The organism is Paenibacillus sp. Z3-2, from assembly GCF_054161325.1.
Genome location: NZ_CP096397.1, coordinates 3,092,287 through 3,110,174, shown reverse-complemented (window position 1 = coordinate 3,110,174; position 17,888 = coordinate 3,092,287). Strand labels below are relative to the sequence as shown.

Genomic DNA, 17,888 nt, shown 5'->3' with positions numbered 1-17,888 from the left:
TGTGTGGGAAACAAAATAAGCGGCTGCCGCAGCAACCGCCTTCATTTCTTGCGTTTATTTTTGTATAACTCCTTAAGTTTAAGACTTCGGGATCACCATAGACACTTCTGTTCCGTGCGCCGGCTTACTTCGAATGGCGAGTCCATAATCCTGTCCATAATACAGCTTGATTCGGTCATTTACGTTCCTCACGCCGCATCCCCCATTTTCACTGGTTAGCAACCGCGCGATCTGTTCAGGCGTCATGCCTGCGCCGTTATCCATTACAGCTAATTTTATACCTTCACTCACCCGGCTGATCGTAATCTGAATGCAGTAATCCGTCGCATCCGGCTCTACAAAACCGTGTTTAATGGCATTTTCCACAATGGGTTGTAAAACAAAATGAATCACTTCAGCTTGCAGCAACTCTTCATCAATATCGTAATCCACGTCAAACAGACCATCGTTCATAATGAGCTGCAGATCCAGATATGCCTTAATATGCTGGGTTTCAGCCTCTATCGTGGTCATATATCTCCCCTGGTTCAATGTCGTTCTGTAGAAACGGGCTAATGCCGATACCATATAACTTGTTTCAATATCTGCCTTATTCTCGGCCCTCCACCGGATAAATGAGAGTGTATTGTACAGAAAATGGGGATTAATCTGGCTGATCAGCCTGTTATATTCACTTTCCTTCTTGGCGATCTCGGCATGATATACCTGTGAGATCAGACTATTGATTCTTCTCAGCATCTTACCGATGCCGTTCGTCAGCTCACCGAATTCATCCCGGGATGAACTCTGAATGATCACATCCAGATTGTTCCGTTCCACCTTGTCAACCTTGTATTTCAGACGAAGAATTCGGCGCGTATAGTTGTTGGAGATAATATAGATGAACAGAAAAGTAACGATCAAACTGAGGAAAATGACAAACAGCGTAATTTGAAAAATGCCCATCGCATTCGCGTACGCATTGGTATTCAGCAGATCATAGTGGATCGTCCAACCATTGCTGGCAAGTGATCGGTTTAGGCTCAGATCGCTGGGCTCCCTTTTCTCCAATTCGGCTGCAGCATTCCGCTTTCTTTTTTCCTGAAAAATGACATGCCGATCCGAGTCTTCGATATGAACGGACACATGCTCAGACAGATTATCCAGATCTCCAAAGATGCTGTCATGCTGAATGGAAATCACCATAAAATTGCTGTCTTTCGGATTACTGATCAACTGCTGAACCAGATAGAGCTTCTCTCCATCCACAACCCAGCGTCTGCCTCGGAAACCGTCGTACCACGCTTTGCTCCTGAACTCCCCGATTGGCAATATATTATTGCGAATACCGAGAAGCTCTCCGGAAGTATAGAAGGTAATCCCTTCAATATTATCGTCCATCATTTTGATGTTTGAGATCAATGGTTCCATAATGTCACGAAGATCCAGGTACATATTATAATAATTATCATCGTAATCTTTGGTAAATATTTGCGAGAAGTCTCGATTAAGTACCATAAACTCGCTCAGCGTATTGTACCGGTTGATTTTGTAATCCATGATGCTCGCCACCTGCTCCAGGCTTGCTTCCGCTTCACTTCGCAGCTCTTTCATCTGAATACGATAGGATTGAATGAAGGAGAGCAGTCCAAGCAGAAGAATCGGAATTAGCGCAATGACCAGATGCGAAAGCAACAGCTTGTTACGGAATCGGATATCATTGAATCTGCTCTTGATCCACCCGATCATGAAGCACCCCGCACTCTCTGAACTGTAACGGACTGATGCCGAACTTGTTTTTGAACAGCTTGGCAAAGTAGGAAGGGTTGTCGATGCCGACAGCCACCGCAATATCATTGATTTTCATATTCGAGTGAACCAGCAAATGACTTGCGCGGTTCAGCCGGTAATCCGTCAAATATTTCGAGAAGTTCTCCCCGGTTTCTTTTTTAAACAAAATGCTTAAATATCCTGGTGACAGATACACATCATGAGCCGCTTCAGACAATGAAATATCTTTCTGATGATTATCCTTCACGTAGTCCTTAACCTGCAGAATAACCTTCATTTCCATGGATTCAGGTTCAGACTGCCCGCCGTTCGGGCTCAGTTTTGTGATATCCACCATGACCTGCAAAAACTCTTCCTTTTCCAGTGGTTTAAGCAAATAATTCACGACACCCAGTCGAATGGCACTGCGGGCATATTCAAATTCATCATATCCGCTGCAAATGACAATATCCAGGTTCTGCTGCGTTTTGCGTGCTTGCTTGCTAAGTTCCAGTCCGTCCATGAGTGGCATCTTGACGTCAGTGATCAGGATATCAATTGCATTTTGAACCAGAATCCGTTCCGCGGTCTTTCCGTTCTCCGCTTCCATGATGTGAAAAGGAAAGCCATAATGAGCAATCAAGTTCTTAATTCCTTCTCTTTGAACACACTCATCGTCAACAACAAGAACATTAAACATCATGACATCTCCTTTACGAGTGAAAGTAAGAGGATATAGAGATTAGGGAAATCTTCGTTATTTATGGTATGCCGGTTACAACGTAGTATATCATAGAATAAAGAAAGGGCTTTCATTTATCATAATCATTCCAAAATCATTGTTTTCAAACCAAAAAAGCCGCCAGTTAAGCGACTTCTTCAGCGTGACGATGCATGTGTTTCGACATCTGACATTATGTTAGTATGCGCAAATTGTCTCTTTTGTTTAAGAAACGATGATTTCTTTTTCCATCACAAAATCGTCCATCACAAATCCATTGCCAATATCAGCAACTTGTTCTCGAACCGTCTGAAATCCTTTTTTCTCATACACAGCAATACTTGATTCGTTATGACGATTTACAGTCAACCAGATCAGGTTCATACTTTGTTCTATACATAATTGCTCCAGAAAAGCGAGCGCTTGGCTGGCGTAGCCCTGTCCCCTGTGTTCCTTCCCAATATAAAATTTACTTAGGAACAGCTTACCCTCCTCTTGTTTAACAGACATATATCCGACAGGAGAGTCATCACGTTGGATGAAATAATATTCATATCCCTGTTGATAAATCTGTTCAGTAATGGCTGATTCGGATTGGTATTTTTGGATCATGTAATCAATTTGCTCAAGAGTAATGATGGACACATAATATTCTTGCCAAATTACTGAGGCCAATCGGGACAGTCCTGCGACCTCTTCTGATGTGCTAACTAGCGGAAATATAAGATTCATGGACTATTGTCTACCTCCTAGATCTCTCTCTCTCGTATTGATTCAGGCTCTCTACATATTATCAAATATTCCGACCAGTGGTAACAAATAAAACGCCATATCTCGGAATGAGATACGGCGTATTTTTAGTGGAGAAGGTTACCTGGGAAGTCCAATGGTGCGACTCTCTTTCTTGGCACTGATCCGGTACTCATCCGCAGTTAGCTCCTCCCCCTGGTAGGAAATCTGTACACGAAGTCTGACATCCCGCGCATCCAGTGTCCCATGAACATAAGAAGTAACATTTATTTGGTTCCGGTCAACATCCGGGGTCATGCGCACTTTCTGCAAGTGGATTGGGTCCACAGCCTCCAACCATACCGATTGCCATATGCCAGTCGTACGAGTGTAAAATATTTGTGCGGATTGTTCCTGCCAGAATTGCTTTCCGCGGGGTAACGTCACATCCTTGCTGTAATCCAGCGCTTGCACCGTTAATACATTGGTTCCCTCTTGCAAAACGTCTGTAATCTCGGCATGAATAGGGGTGTGTCCCCCTTCATGCCGAGAACCGCAAGCTGTCCATTGACCCAGACAGAAGCTTCATAGTCCACGGCTCCGAAATGCAACAGCAGACGTTTGCCTATAAACCCATCCGGAATTTCAAATGTGCGTTTATACCAGACGTTGTCGTGGAAATCCGGATCTTCAATACCGCTAAGCTGACTTTGAAAGGCAAACGGAACCTAAATGCGACGACTGAACGTTTGGGTACCTTCGCTCCATTTTTCTGAACGTCCACGATGATCGTCATCAAATTCGAATTCCCATTACCCATTCAGACTCATCCAGTTTTGTCGCACAAATTGCGGTCGTGGATAATCTTCTCGTAACATTGTGATCTACACTCCTGTTCCCCATGACTCTGTAATGTATGCTTGAGGCTTCATGCCAGATTGATTTTGCGGATGACTTCCAGCGGTACTTTCGGCTGACGATCTTCCGTCAACAGACCATTAATCTCCTGCTGCACGTCCGTGACCTGTGTGTAACAATATCCCGAAATATAGGGAACAGCTTTGATCGCTTCGGTGATGGAACGAAACCGTTCGATAAAGGCTTCAACTGAGTCCACCTGATTGCCATAACCCCAGCCTTTATCCGATTGGAAAGCAATCCCGCCGAATTCACTGATGATAATGGGTTGCCCTTTATAGTGGTAACCTTCGGCAAAAGCAAACTTCCATCGATTGGAAGCGGTTTTGTTATTTACGATGATGTCCTTATCCTGATACCGTTCCGAAAAAGCTTCTCCTGACTCCACATAATCATGGAGTGTCAAAATATCCGATACCGTATGCTCCCATCCGTCGTTGGTTATAACCGGGCGATAGGGATCGATGGCCTTGGTCAGATGATAGATGGATTGCGTAAACTGCTGCTGTCTCACCTCGTGGGCTATCGTAGGTATTCCCCACGATTCATTAAACGGAACCCAGGTAATGATGCTGGGATGATTGTATTGCTGTGGTACAATTTCCAGCCATTCTTTGGTGAAACGGGTAACAGCCTCATCATTGAACTCAAAGGTCGCCGCCATTTCCGACCAGACCAGCATGCCTTTTACATCACACCAATATAAAAAGCGTGGGTCTTCCAATTTCATGTGTTTACGGATTCCGTTATATCCCATCTCGGCAATTTTATCGATATCCTCAATCAGTGCTTCCACTGAAGGCGGGGTCAAATGGCTCTCCGTCCAATAGCCCTGATCCAGAATCAGTCTTTGGTACAATGGAGAATTATTTAGCAGAATCTGCCCATTTTCAATGGATATTTTTCGCATGCCGAAATAGGAATGCACCCGATCGATTTCCTTCTCATCTTCGTACATCACAAACTCGATATCGTATAGGTTCGGTGAAGCCGGAGACCACAACGACTGTTTCCATGGCCCACCCGCTTCATGTTTGACACTGGCTTCCACGGTCATCCAAGGTCGATCTGGAGACAGACTGATGGTTTGCACATGCTGACCCTTCAGCTCAATCCTTGTTTCCAAACGCAAGTTGTTTTTGCCTTCTATTCCATTTAATTGAAAGTCCAAACGAATCATATGACGATCGATATCCGGTGTCATCTTAACCATTTCAACCCGTGCTTCACTTACATGCTCCAGCCAAACACTTTTCCATATGCCGGTGCTTTGCACATAAAAGCATTCAAAATTTTCATCTACCCAGCGTTGTTTCCCCCGTGGCTGCATCGCGCTCTGACTGTCTTCTACTTCAAGAACAATATTGTTCTCCGGACCGTAAGTGATATAAGGTGTAATGTCGAAGGAAAATGCCGCATATCCCCCCTCATGTTCACCCGCAACCGTTCCGTTCACCCAGCATTTGGCGCGATAATCTACACCCTGAAAATTCAAAATGGTTCTCTTCCCTTTGACCTCTTGAGGGATGACGACTTGCTTGCGGTACCAAACTAGCGGATGAAACGTCTCAATCCCGATTCCGCTCGCCTGTGTTTCATAGGTAAAGGGAACTTTAATTTGGAGTCCTTCCGGAAATTGAGCTTGATCATACCAATGCTCGCTTTCGCCCACCTGATTGTCATCAAAACTAAAGTCCCATTCTCCATTCAAATCCAGCCAGTCCTTACGTACAAATTGTGGTCTTGGGTAATCTTTACTGTAAAATTTAGTCGTCATATCGTTTCTCCCATCTCTTTGAGCTACATTGGGCTCGCTGGCCTGCAATAGCTGCTTTGTTTTTATGAAATTCGTACTTGCTCACATTATCCCTTAATTCCGGACATGCTGATTCCCTTGACGATCTGCTTTTCGAAAATGATAAACAGAATAATAATAGGAACTGACGCCACTGCATTGATGACCATGGGTTTTACATAATCCTCGGAGTATTGACCCATCAGCGTAGGAATGCCCATCGGTAGTGTAAATAAATTATCATCAGTTATGGACAGGAACGGCCACAGGAAATTGTTCCAGGAACCAATAAACGTCAGAATGGCCATGGAGGCCATTGCCGGACGGGTGAGCGGTAACATAATGCTGGTGAATATCCTCCAGAAACCACCACCGTCAATCTGTACACTCTCCAACAGATCATTGGGAACACCGTCAAAAAAACTTTTGAGTACGATGACAGCTACGGGCGAAGCAAGAGCCGGAATAATAAGTCCGCTGTATGAATTCAGCAAATGAAGATCTTTCGCCACCTGATAGAGTGGAATAATGGTAGCTTCCCCTGGTATCAACAGCCCTCCAAGGATGAAAAAGAAAACAATGGTACGGTAGCGAAACGGTACCTTTGACAGCGCAAACCCCGCCATTGCTGCAAAAATGACAGTGAGCACCGTTACAACCACTGCCACGAACAAACTATTGGCAATCCACTGAGACAATTTGGTCGTCGTTAGAATCTCTTCGTAAACGGCTAAAGAATAGGGAGGTTTGAACCAGTCCAGGACTGTGATGATCTTCATGCCTTCTTCCTTAATCGAGACGACAAGCATCCACACCAGCGGAGCCGCAAACATTACAGCCATCAATGCAGAACCCGTACGAAACAGCCACTTCATCAGCTATCCGCTCCCTTCCGGTTGTTAATCCAGTATTGCAGCACCGATAACACCAGTAGAATGACGAATAATATATAGGACATCGTCGCGGCATAACTGAGGTTATTATTCTTAAATCCGGTTTGATAGATCAACTGAATAATTGGACGAGTCTGATCCAACGGCCCTCCGCCCGTAATAACATATATCTGCATAAATACTTTGTATGAAGCGATGATTTGCAGCATCGTTATGGTTTTGGTCAGTGGAGCTAAATAAGGAAGCGTTATTCTCCAGAAAATCTGAGTATCACTTGCGCCATCCAAACGTGCAGCTTCATAAATCTCATCCGGGATTTCCTGCATTGCCGAGAGATACAGAATGAAATTAAAACCTACCGTCCACCACAAGGTAATGACTGTAATGGCGATCCAGGCCAGGCTCGTTTCGGTCAGCCAAAAAATTTCGCTGTTTTGGGGTAGCAGCCCAATGAGGTGCAATACGGAATTGACGAAACCCGTATAAGGCTGGAATACGAACAACCCTAGGTAAGCTGCGACAGCAACCGAGAGTACACTTGGGATAAAAAAGATAATCCGGTAGAACTTTTGCAAAACCGATTTTCGATTCGCAATCAGTGCCAGCACAATGGAGAGTACAATCATGGTCGGAGTACTTAGAAAAACAAAGAAGGTCGAGTGCCATATCGCTTCCCAAACTTCCCTGTCCTGAAGTACCTTGCGGAAGTTATCCAGGCCGACAAATTCCATTTTTTTAATTAGTGTCCATTTGTAAAAGGTCATTTCAATGCCTTTGATCATCGGCCAGATCGTAAACAATACATAGACAATTAGGAATGGAAGTAGAAATACAAGTGCCTGCATCTCCGCCCTCATTTTTTTGAACTTCATACCCGTCTCCCCTTTGATTGACACGCAAGCCCGCGATAATGCTTACCCATGCGCAAGCTTGCGTGTCCCGTCTTCCTTCTATTCACTCAGTATTTTCTGAATGCCTGCCTCCATGTTGTTCATGGCATCAGACGGTGTCATTTTGTTGACCCATACTTCATTCAAAAATTTAAAGGCGACTTCTTCACGGATTTGGGCAGTTTTGGTTGATTGTTTGCTGAATTTAACGACACTTGCCACCTCGGAGTAATCGCTGCGATAAGGCATATCCTTAAATTCCTGTTTTTCTAGAACGGATGGTTTGGAAGGAATATGGCCAGCTTTGGCCCATACTTGGCCATTGTCTGCAACCCAATCGGCGAATATCATGGCCGCTTTACGTTTGGTTTCGTCTTCATCCTGAGTCAAAGGCAGAACAATCGTGTGGGAGTCTCCCCATGTTGCTTCCTGATTATAAAATTTGGGAATCGGCATAGCACCAAATTCAAAATCTTTGGTGGATTCCCAGGTTCCTGTTGTCCAGACACCCGTCATCGTAATTGCGGCAGTTCCACTTTGGAAATTTTTATAGAAATCCGGATCATTTTTCTTGATATAACCTTCGGTATATAACTTCTGGATGTAATCGGCTGCCTGGATCCCTTTTTCTTTATCAATAGCCGCGGATTTCAGATCATCCGATACTACATCATTGCCACCCAACTGCGTATACAACGACCACCATAGACGGAAAGGATCATCATTGTTATTAGACAGTGCAAACGGAGTAGCCTTAGCCGGCAACTTTTCTTTTAGTGTCTTAAGGAAACTTACAAAACCATCAGCCGATTGCTCCAACACCGGTTTTCCATCTTTGCCGAGCAGACCTGCTTCTTTAAGTAACTTTTTGTTGTAGAACATGATAAAAGCATGTGTATCAATGGGCACTGCATAATGCTGGCCGTCCACTGTAACCGCATCCAAAAGATTTTGGTTGTAAGAATTCCAGTCCACATCTGCATCTGTAGCGGGTGTGTCGAGCTCAGTTACAACGCCTTGATCGATCAGATCGGGCAGCCTGGAGGAGTGGGAAATACCGATGTCAGGTCCATTGCCATTACCAACAGCAGTAATGAGTTTAGTATAATACTCACCCCATGCCAGTTTGGTATTTTTCACTACAATGTCAGGATGGGATTTATTGAATTCGTCAACCAATGTCTGCATGTTCGCACCGTCTCCACCATCGAATAGCGTCCAGAAAGACAATGTCACTTTTCCATCACCGGAATCCCCTTCACCAGCACCGCTATCGCTTCCATTACATGCGCTTAGAACCATTGATAGTAATAAAAGTATTGTGAGTGCCAACAAGCCCATTCTTCTTTTCATGCGAGTATCCCCTTTGTTCTTGATTTATAGATACAAACGATATAATCAATTTATTACACTAATATTGTATCTATACGGGGATTATATCGATGGAATTATCTAATGTCAACGCTTTCAAATTATTTTTATGTAATTGTCAATTAAAAAGAAGCTTTAGTTACAGTATGTCCGCAACTAAAGCTTCTTTTTACCAAACTCCCTGATCCATTACATAATTCAGTGTCATTTTAATATTCTGATCATAATCTCCAAATTGCCGTCCAAAGAGGTTAATTCCCCCTTGATAAACAGCATCCGGTTTAATGCCTACACGCATTCTCAACTTATGGGTGTCCTGCAGATTAAGCTGATTCAACGTTACAGAGGAAATTTTCTCCATGTCCAAAGTTGTCTTTTCCCTGTCCACTCGCCATGTCTTCAACAATCCATACTGAGTAGACCACTCGTACCACCAGGCAGGATTCAGTTTGCCTCTTCTGTCTCCAAAATCTCCGGGACACGTCCACGTGCCAATATCTACACCATTAATCCAAACGGAGATATCCGATGGCCAGTTGTGGTCGTAGTTAGGCGCTTCGGAGCAGATTTCCATGGACAGTTCAAGCGATTCAATCCGAGCCCCAGTCGGGATCTCAAGTGGCATTAAATATTCTACATAACCCTTGCGGAACCACATAATTTGGGCTCCAATATGTTTGGGGTGAAAAAAGCTGGCAGGCTCGTCTTCTCTTATAATCATCCCATCGGCACTCGCCATGCCGCAAGTAGGAGATACTTCGCAATCACTATAATGACCAATAGGCATATCTACCTCATAAACCTGTACATCCCCTTTGGGTAGGGCCTTCTCCGTATTCAACGCAATGTGAATGTCATCATAATTACGGCTGCATACCTTCATAGCTCCGCGAGAGGCGGGCAGCAGTTCTGTATTAATTAACCGTGCTGCTTCCAGTACCTTGATGTTGCTTGCTACGGTAGACACTGGAAGTTTGAGGGCTTCAGCGATTTCTACGATATTCAGATTCTTCGAAATCAGAAGGCGAAGAATATCAACTCGGGAGCGTGTGGATAAGGCATGAGTCACTATCACAAGCTTGTCCGGATCATCAAAACTAAGCTCAAGCATTAGAATTCCCACCTCATTTTATGAGTATATTACAATAATCTTACTGGTATACCCCAAAAGAGTCAATATTACTGTATTAAATTATTTATTTTGTATTAAATAGACTTATTGCATGAATTCGGAAGGTTCAATTCCATAACGACAAAACCCCGCCAAGGTCCACGAGGGCCTGACAGGGTTCTGATCGTATTATATAAACATCTAGTTCACAGGTTTAATATCAAAAAAGTCCAGTTCTCCATAACCTTCACCCTTGGAAAAACGAATTTTGTTCACACCGGCATTCAGCTGTACTCGGGCAGTAGACAGTCCCCAGTTCTCCCACCCTTTGTTAGTGATATGAAAAGGACTCGCTGTGTCTCCATTCACACTCAGCAATAGATTGGACCAGTTGCCACCAGCCGTACCATTTGCCGTTCTTGCCAGCAAAATATATTGGCCAGCGGAGGCTGCATTCGCATTAAATTCTACATAGCTGTCGACTGTATCGATATGTCCTGCTTTCATGCCCCCGAAGGCAAGGCAATTGGAGCATTGGGATTCACCGGTGCCCCCAAATTCGGAGTATTATCAGCCTTCCATGTGAATTTTTGCAACCGGATCTCCCGATTCCAACCGGAATTGTTGAACTTCGCTGTATGGTACATGATCCATTCTTCGGTTCCATCAGGAGATTTGGTAAAGGAATGATGGCCCGGACCATATAGGCCGTTTCCGGATTGGAAGATGGGCTGACTACGCTTGCTCCAGATGAAACCAGATAGGTTTAAAACGCTCGATACTCACGATAAACGAGGTACCGTTATTGGGCATATGGCGCATCCTTATCACCCGCATTCATCGTATACCTTACCTGCATAATAATGTTCTGTTCATGATCCCCGAACTCATTGCCAAACAGGTTGATGCCTCCTTGATGCTTAGCATCCGGATGAATTCCAATGCGTAATCTTAACTTGGGTTTATCCCCGAGGTGAAGATCTGACAGGGACACATCAGAAATTTTCTCCTTGTCCAGCATGGTCTTGTTGTCGTCCACACGCCATTTTTTGAGAATGCCGTATTGTGTAGAACCATCAGACCACCATGCCGGATTCAATTTACCACGGCGGTCGCCCAAATCTCCGGGACTTGTCCACATCCCGATCTCAATGCCATTAACCCATACGGAAATATCCGAGGGCCAATCATTATTATAGGTTGCTACTTCAGAACAGATTTCCATCGACAATTCCAAAACTTCAATCGTTGCGCCTTGTGGAATATCCATCGGAAGCAAATATTCTAGGTATCCCTTTGCCAGCCAGATAATCTGAGCATCAATATGCTTGGGGTGATAAAAGCTGGCCGGGTCGTCTTCCTTCAGAATCATGTCCTCCGAGCTCGCCATACCACATGTTGGCGAAACCTCACAGTCACTGTAATGCCCTATCGGCATCTGAACTTCATAGATATTTGTATCGCGTTTGGAAAATGATGTAATCCGATCCAATACGATGTGAATGTCATCATAATTGCGGGTGCATACCTTCATTGCCCCGCGGGAAGCCGGAAGCATTTCCGTATGTATTAAATTGGCCGCCTCCAGCACTTTAATATGATTAGCTACCGTTGACACTGGCAGGTCCAGCGCTTCGGCAATTTCGATAATGTTTAATTTGTTGACATTTAAAAGCTGGAGAATGTCAATCCGGGAACGAGTCGACAGGGCATGGGTTATAGTTACCAGTTTTTCCGGGTCGTTAAAGCTGAGTTCCAGCACGTATTTGCTCTCCTTTGGACGATAGAAATTAAAGATAATTCTACTGAATAACCAGCACAAACACAATTAAACCGTTTATCAGCCCACAAAAAAAACCAGCCAATGTTTGTTAAGCAGCATTTCAGCTCACGCAGGCAATCACAACCACCTTGTAGGCTTGGCCTCACGCATAAAGATCTTTAAATTATATCTAATTGGTTATAAGAATCCGTGCGCCCCTTTGTTATACTCCACTATAGAAATCGTTCATATTTTGAATTCAGGAGGTGTGCTTCTCTCTATTTTGAAATGTATTTTTTAAAAGCCATTTAAAAATAAAGGAGTTGCAATATGAAAAAATGGAGAATCCTGTTTTTAAGTGCAGCCTTATGCTTTCTGATGCCCACCAATATTTATGCGTACAATAATCCGTTTAATTTATCAAACTCTTGGCATTGGTCGAATAGTGATTTTTATGGTGAGGGTGACCCGTACATCTTGAAGTTCAACGGGACCTACTACCTGTATGTCAGCACAGTAGATGACTCGATAGGTGTGAAAGTATGGTCATCCCCAAATCTGGTTGACTGGACATATCGCGGTTTATGTTCGACGGAGGCAGTGACCAAGGCGGCGTATGCCCCTGAGGTTGTATATTTGAACGGCCAATTCTACATGTATACCTCCCCAGGAGGCGGTGGTCACTACGTACTTTCCAGCCCCAGCCCCACTGGCCCATTCACACTTCAAACAAGCAACTTGGGTATGGGCATTGACGGCAATGTCTTCATCGACGATGACGGCAAATGGTACTTCTACTCCACCGGGGAAAATACAATTGCTGCGCGTCCGATGACAAGCCCAACTACATTTGGTCCCCCAGTCGCAACCGGATTATCCATGGCTGGATGGACTGAAGGTTCAACCACTTTTAAACGAGACGGGAAATACTACATGACCTACACTGGAAACCACGTTTGGAGCACTGCCTACCGTGTCGATTATGCAACGGCCAGCAGTCCAACGGTTGGATTCAAACCGGAGGCGAACATGAATCCAATCCTTATTAATACCGAAGGCTCCAATGTCGGACTTGGTCACAATTCAATCATCAAAGGGCCAGACCTTGATTCAGATTATATCGTTTATCATAGTCATGCTTCTGATGGGAATATAACCTACCCTGGACGTAAGATGAATATGGATCGGATCGTTTGGAATGGAGACAAGCTTCTCGTGCAGGGACCCACAACAGCATCACAACCAAATCCGGAATTACCGGATTTTGAGGAACGCTTTAACAGAACATCGATCGGCAACAGTTGGACGAATGTTGGTGGCGGCACATGGGGGATTTACAACCAAGAGCTCATGTGGCAGGATACCATAGGTTCAGCATCAACGTACCGTCAGGTCACAGCAGTCAAAAGCGCCAGCGATTATACGGCCGAGTTTAACTTAAAACAGTTGAAACAAGGTACCACTGAAAACCCTGTATATGGTGCTGTCTTCTCCTATATCAATGAGAATTCTTATGGCGTAGCGGTATTGAATCGCAATAAAAATCGTTTGGAGACGAATTACGTTGTAGAAGGCGTGAGCCAGGGCTGGCAATATGCATCGCTTCCAGCAGGTTACGACTATTCCAAGTGGCATCAGATCCGCGTAGAAAAGGCTGGTACCTCCTTCACTGTTTATGTGGACGGAATGAAGAAGCAGACTCGAACCATTGATGGACTCAACGGTGGTAAGATCGGTTACACGACTACGGATGCACACGCTGATTTTGGCTATACGGCATTCAGTAATAAAGTGAACGGTAGCAGTGCTTGGAACACGTATAAACCCTTGCCTGGCAAAATTGAGGCCGTTCATTATATGGATGGAAGTGAAGGAACTGCCTATCATGATCTTACAGCAGCTAATATTGGAGGTACCTATCGGAAGGACGCAGTTGATATTCGCAGCTCCGCGGCTGAAGGCAAGAATGTTGTTGGATGGAATCAGACTGGCGAATGGCTTAAATACCGTGTCAATGTAGCCGAGACCGGATACTATGATTTGGATGTTCGACTAGCCACGACGTTCAACGATGCAAGCTTCCGGGTATGGGACGGGGCAACCGATCTGACAGGCATCGTAAGTGCATCTAATTCAGGTGATTGGGAGAACTGGACAACGGCCAGCAAGAAAGGATTGTATTTGACTGCTGGCAATCATAAATTACGGTTTGAGTTTGTGAAAGGAGAATTCGATTTCAGCGATTTGACATTTACGCGCGGTGAGGCAGTGACAGGCATGTCAGATGATTTTAATGATGGCAATGATAATGGCTGGACACGATTCGAGGGAAACTGGTCAGTTACTACTGGTGGTGAGCTCGATTCTGCAGGCAACACTTTCGGAAAGACCACGATAGGCAAAGAGTCTTGGGCTGACTATACGGTTGAGTCGGACATTAAACTAATTGATATTAGTGGGGATGCTGGAATACTGGTTCGGGTTAACAACCCTTCCAATGGTAAAGTACTTGCGAACAATCCGGATTATGTACAAGCATACTATGCATTCATTAAGCCAGATGGTGTCTACCTGGGCAAAATGAACTACGGCTACGAGACGCTCGCTTCAGTCCCCCTTTCAATAGCTTCAGGTACCTGGCAGCAAATGAAGGTAGTGACATCCGGCACGACAATTACAGTGTATGTTGGTGATATGAACACACCAAAGATTACGTACAAGGACAATAGCATGAATCCGTTCACGCACGGCAAAGTTGGCCTGCGAACCATGAACAATCACACACGGTTCGATAATTTCCGTATAACACCATAATTAGTTAATAAAAAGAAGTGGTCCGGCAGTAGTTATGTCGGATCACTTCTTTTTACTTTCTTGTTGTTATGAAGATGGAATCCATTCCATTGGCACAAAGAGCTTTTTGGGGGTTCGTACGCCGTAATGTATCTGATCCAATAGCAAGGTGACAGCCTGTACACCAATCATCTTCTCGTCTTGCTGAACATAGGCAATACCATCGATCCCGGGATCATCGAACGTGACGATCGCTACGCGTTTTGCGCTTAAAAATTTCATAAGGCATCGTGAGACGTATGATATCCTCTTGTGATATACGCGCTTTCGTCACCGCTTTTTCAAAACCTGCAATTCGTTCGATCACGACACTGTGCTCCTTGGGTGGGGTAACTAAAGCAAACTGTCGAAACCCTTGCTTAACCAAATTAGTTACGGCTATATGCGCCCCCTCTATATTATTCGAGCAGACGCTTATGTTTGGCTTGTCCATATAATAACGGTCAATTAATACATAAGGACACCCTAGTTTTGAAGCTCTGTCAATCGTTTGTCGTTCATGTTCACTCCCAATGGAAAACAGCACAAACCCTACAACTTTCAACTCATATAGCTCTTCAATAGCTAGGAGTTCTTTCACTGAACTGCCTCTCGAAACACGGATAACCAACGTATATCCGTTTTCGTTGACAGCGTTTTCGATTGCATCGAGCAGACGTTGCTCCACTTTAGTGCGCATGGACGGGATGATTATTCCTATCATTTCTTTTGCTTTTGGAGGTAACGGGATGTGATGACCCTTAAGGCTCTCGTCCGTTTTTTGGTATGTCTCAATTGGTATGCGTAGTTTGAACGAGGCTTGACCAGTCCCTTTTCCTTTTATGCGGACGACCACACCCTCTTCTGCCAGCCCCGCCATAGCATTTTTGGTCGTTATTAAGCTGACATGGAATTGTTCGGCCAGTTCTTTTTCCGAAGGAGTTCGGTCTCCTGAACGCAGATTTCCGAGCGTAATTTGATGTTTTATTGCATGTTGAATTTGCTTGTATAATGGTATGTTTTTCATGACAATCACCACTTTTACCATACTATGTGTTCTACGCCTTGGACAACTAGCCGACGAGTACGGTGAATTCATGTTCCGCCAGGTCTTCGGAATTTGAAGGCCGATACCTTTGTTATCCCCTGACCAGAGCGAGGAATTTATCTTCATAGTTATAATTTCCGTTGTACGAATAACTTGTATCTATGTAACAGAAAAAAGTTATTAGCGACTTTAATGTGCGCGCCTCTCATAACTTTTACATATTACATTATCTCTCCTTCTATTTCAGGCCCCTTTTAACTCATGAAAATTGAACTAAATATATGTATCTTCTGCAGACCAATTTTCAATTGGTTTACTGTTCCTTTCGTTTAAAACACATCTTGCCGACAATAAGTCCCACACCTGATGAACATATCAGATATCCAAAGAACAAGAAAAGTAAATAAACAACATGAAGATCTTCAGGGATTTGTTTTAAACCTTCAAACCAAGCAGAACGAAAAGGATACAGGAGTGCTACCCAAATGATCAGCAAGAAAAGAAGAAAATTAATTATTTTTAGCACAATAACGATCCTTTCAAGTCCGCGTGGAAACAGTTGGAGGTGTACGCTACATCTTTCATTTCGTATACCTTAACTCTGCCCGTACAGTAATAGTTAGCTTATGTATTAAAGTTGATTTCATAGACACAATTGGAAACATTAGGGACATTTTTTATTCTTCAGTGAGTATAACAAAAGTAGATCATATAAGCACTCAAAATAATCTTGATAAATCTCTATTGCAAAGCAAAAAAGAAGCCCTTTCCTTTATCAGGAAGAGCTTTTTTTGCGTTTCGCGGCAGCGTTTCATGCCTTAGTTGACACCAGGCGCGCCTTCATGCGAAGTCGATTGCTGTTGTTTCTTCTTTCTTGGCTGTCCTTTCCAGGACAGGTACGTCCAAATCCGTAGGACATACTCGACCGGGCCATTGTTAAATTTCTTAAGATATAGTGGGCTCAGCCACAACTGAATGCCGTAGACAGCAAGCGCAATAGTCGCTCCGATGAACACGCCAGCACGACCAAATAGTCCCAGGCCGTATCCATAAAAGATTGTCGTACAGATGACGCTCTGCATCAGGTAATTTGTCAGTGAAAGACGTCCGACCGCCTCGAACCTGCCCATCAGGTTAGAATGGCGGCTTCCCGCGTACAACAGCGCAAATGCATATATGTATCCGAGTGCAAGCAGTGTTCCCCCAAGCGTCCCGCCGATTCCCATTCCGGGCCATCCTCCCGCACCCAATTTTGGCGCCAATTCACTATATGCTTTGAGTATCAAACCAACTGGAATCAAAAATAAGGCACGACGAAGATACATATGTCTCATGGCCTGAAGATCGTTAAACGTACCCATTCTGGCAGCATGCATGCCAAGCAGGAACATCGGTATCGTCATAAGTGGGGCTAACACCAGGGCTATTAGGGCGTATGATACCTCCAATTCCCCACCGAACGGATCGCCGTTATTACTGAAATCCCTGATCTCCGCGTAGGTGCCACTACCGTATACATCCTGACTTTGAATGATATAGTTATCCGTATGAGTTGACTCAATAGATAGCGGATTCATCGGATTGGATGCCGGGAGACCAAGTAGCCCTGCTCCAACAAGTAGCAGTACCGCCCAAATGAGCAGCGTTTTGGGTTTCCGATTTAGGAACATCAGCAGGAAGAAACCGAGTACGCCGTAAAACGACAGGATGTCCCCTTCCCAAAGATAGATTATGTGCAGCATTCCGATACCAAAAAGTAATAGAAAACGTCGAGCCAGATGACACTTTGGTCGCAAATCTCGTGATTTAAGACTTTCCGACAGTTTAATCATTCCGAAGCCAAACATAAATGCAAAGATTGGCATAAAACTACCCACCACAGTGATTAGCAGGAATGAGAGGAAAGCCTGGTCTGCACCGCCAATCCCGAACAGTTGGGGTTTACTCTGGCCAAACATTCCATATTGGAAAGCCAGCATATTCGCCATCACGATGCCGGCCAGACTGAATCCGCGCAGTCCATCAATTAATTGGACGCGCTTTGTTGATGTGCTCAATCAATCACCTCT

Annotated in this window: 14 protein-coding genes and 1 pseudogene; 1 reads left to right on the top strand and 14 read right to left on the bottom strand. The window is 44.3% G+C overall.

Features of this window, described 5'->3' with window-relative positions:
* Positions 1 to 78 precede the first annotated feature (78 nt).
* The 12 genes and pseudogenes from M1D71_RS13965 to M1D71_RS13910 all read right to left on the bottom strand — a co-directional run bounded on the left by M1D71_RS13965 (position 79) and on the right by M1D71_RS13910 (position 11,939).
* Entirely contained in the window at positions 79 to 1,728 is a 1,650-nt protein-coding gene (locus tag M1D71_RS13965) for a histidine kinase (RefSeq protein WP_458126955.1), read from the bottom strand.
* Positions 1,697 to 2,452: a response regulator transcription factor gene (locus M1D71_RS13960; RefSeq protein ID WP_458126954.1), complete on the bottom strand. Its 756-nt coding sequence runs from the start codon at positions 2,450 to 2,452 to the stop codon at positions 1,697 to 1,699. The genes M1D71_RS13965 and M1D71_RS13960 overlap by 32 nt, the downstream gene beginning before the upstream one ends.
* A 243-nt stretch (positions 2,453 to 2,695) precedes the next feature.
* Complete coding sequence (locus M1D71_RS13955) at positions 2,696 to 3,202, bottom strand: GNAT family N-acetyltransferase (RefSeq protein WP_458126953.1); 507 nt, start codon at positions 3,200 to 3,202, stop codon at positions 2,696 to 2,698.
* 138 nt (positions 3,203 to 3,340) lie between these two features.
* Positions 3,341 to 3,700: a hypothetical protein gene (locus M1D71_RS13950; protein ID WP_458126952.1), complete on the bottom strand. Its 360-nt coding sequence runs from the start codon at positions 3,698 to 3,700 to the stop codon at positions 3,341 to 3,343.
* Entirely contained in the window at positions 3,676 to 3,828 is a 153-nt protein-coding gene (locus tag M1D71_RS13945; RefSeq protein WP_458127244.1) for a hypothetical protein, read from the bottom strand. The genes M1D71_RS13950 and M1D71_RS13945 overlap by 25 nt, the downstream gene beginning before the upstream one ends.
* 299 nt (positions 3,829 to 4,127) lie before the next feature.
* Positions 4,128 to 5,894 carry a glycoside hydrolase family 2 protein gene (locus tag M1D71_RS13940; RefSeq protein WP_458126951.1) on the bottom strand — a complete coding sequence of 589 codons (1,767 nt, stop codon included), beginning with the start codon at positions 5,892 to 5,894 and terminating at the stop codon, positions 4,128 to 4,130.
* An 86-nt stretch (positions 5,895 to 5,980) separates the two neighbouring features.
* Positions 5,981 to 6,787, bottom strand: coding sequence for a carbohydrate ABC transporter permease (locus tag M1D71_RS13935; protein WP_413408796.1), 807 nt, complete (start codon positions 6,785 to 6,787; stop codon positions 5,981 to 5,983).
* Entirely contained in the window at positions 6,787 to 7,677 is an 891-nt protein-coding gene (locus M1D71_RS13930) for a carbohydrate ABC transporter permease (protein ID WP_458126950.1), read from the bottom strand. The genes M1D71_RS13935 and M1D71_RS13930 overlap by 1 nt, the downstream gene beginning before the upstream one ends.
* Before the next feature lie 78 nt (positions 7,678 to 7,755).
* Complete coding sequence (locus tag M1D71_RS13925) at positions 7,756 to 9,048, bottom strand: ABC transporter substrate-binding protein (protein WP_458126949.1); 1,293 nt, start codon at positions 9,046 to 9,048, stop codon at positions 7,756 to 7,758.
* Positions 9,049 to 9,235: 187 nt separating this feature from the next.
* Positions 9,236 to 10,177: an ArsR/SmtB family transcription factor gene (locus M1D71_RS13920; RefSeq protein ID WP_458126948.1), complete on the bottom strand. Its 942-nt coding sequence runs from the start codon at positions 10,175 to 10,177 to the stop codon at positions 9,236 to 9,238.
* 201 nt (positions 10,178 to 10,378) lie between these two features.
* A pseudogene (locus M1D71_RS13915) lies at positions 10,379 to 10,926 on the bottom strand (family 43 glycosylhydrolase); the annotation flags it as partial.
* A gap of 53 nt (positions 10,927 to 10,979) precedes the next feature.
* Positions 10,980 to 11,939, bottom strand: a complete 960-nt coding sequence (locus M1D71_RS13910; protein WP_458126947.1) for an ArsR/SmtB family transcription factor — start codon at positions 11,937 to 11,939, stop codon at positions 10,980 to 10,982.
* A 330-nt stretch (positions 11,940 to 12,269) separates the two neighbouring features.
* Here M1D71_RS13910 and M1D71_RS13905 point away from each other — a divergent pair, with 330 nt between their 5' ends.
* Positions 12,270 to 14,753, top strand: a complete 2,484-nt coding sequence (locus M1D71_RS13905) for a family 43 glycosylhydrolase (protein ID WP_458126946.1) — start codon at positions 12,270 to 12,272, stop codon at positions 14,751 to 14,753.
* Positions 14,754 to 14,967: 214 nt separating this feature from the next.
* Here M1D71_RS13905 and M1D71_RS13900 read toward each other — a convergent pair whose 3' ends face one another.
* Positions 14,968 to 15,819 carry a GntR family transcriptional regulator gene (locus tag M1D71_RS13900; RefSeq protein WP_458126945.1) on the bottom strand — a complete coding sequence of 284 codons (852 nt, stop codon included), beginning with the start codon at positions 15,817 to 15,819 and terminating at the stop codon, positions 14,968 to 14,970.
* 818 nt (positions 15,820 to 16,637) lie between these two features.
* Entirely contained in the window at positions 16,638 to 17,876 is a 1,239-nt protein-coding gene (locus M1D71_RS13895) for a DUF418 domain-containing protein (protein WP_458126944.1), read from the bottom strand.
* Between the last annotated feature and the right edge of the window lie 12 nt (positions 17,877 to 17,888).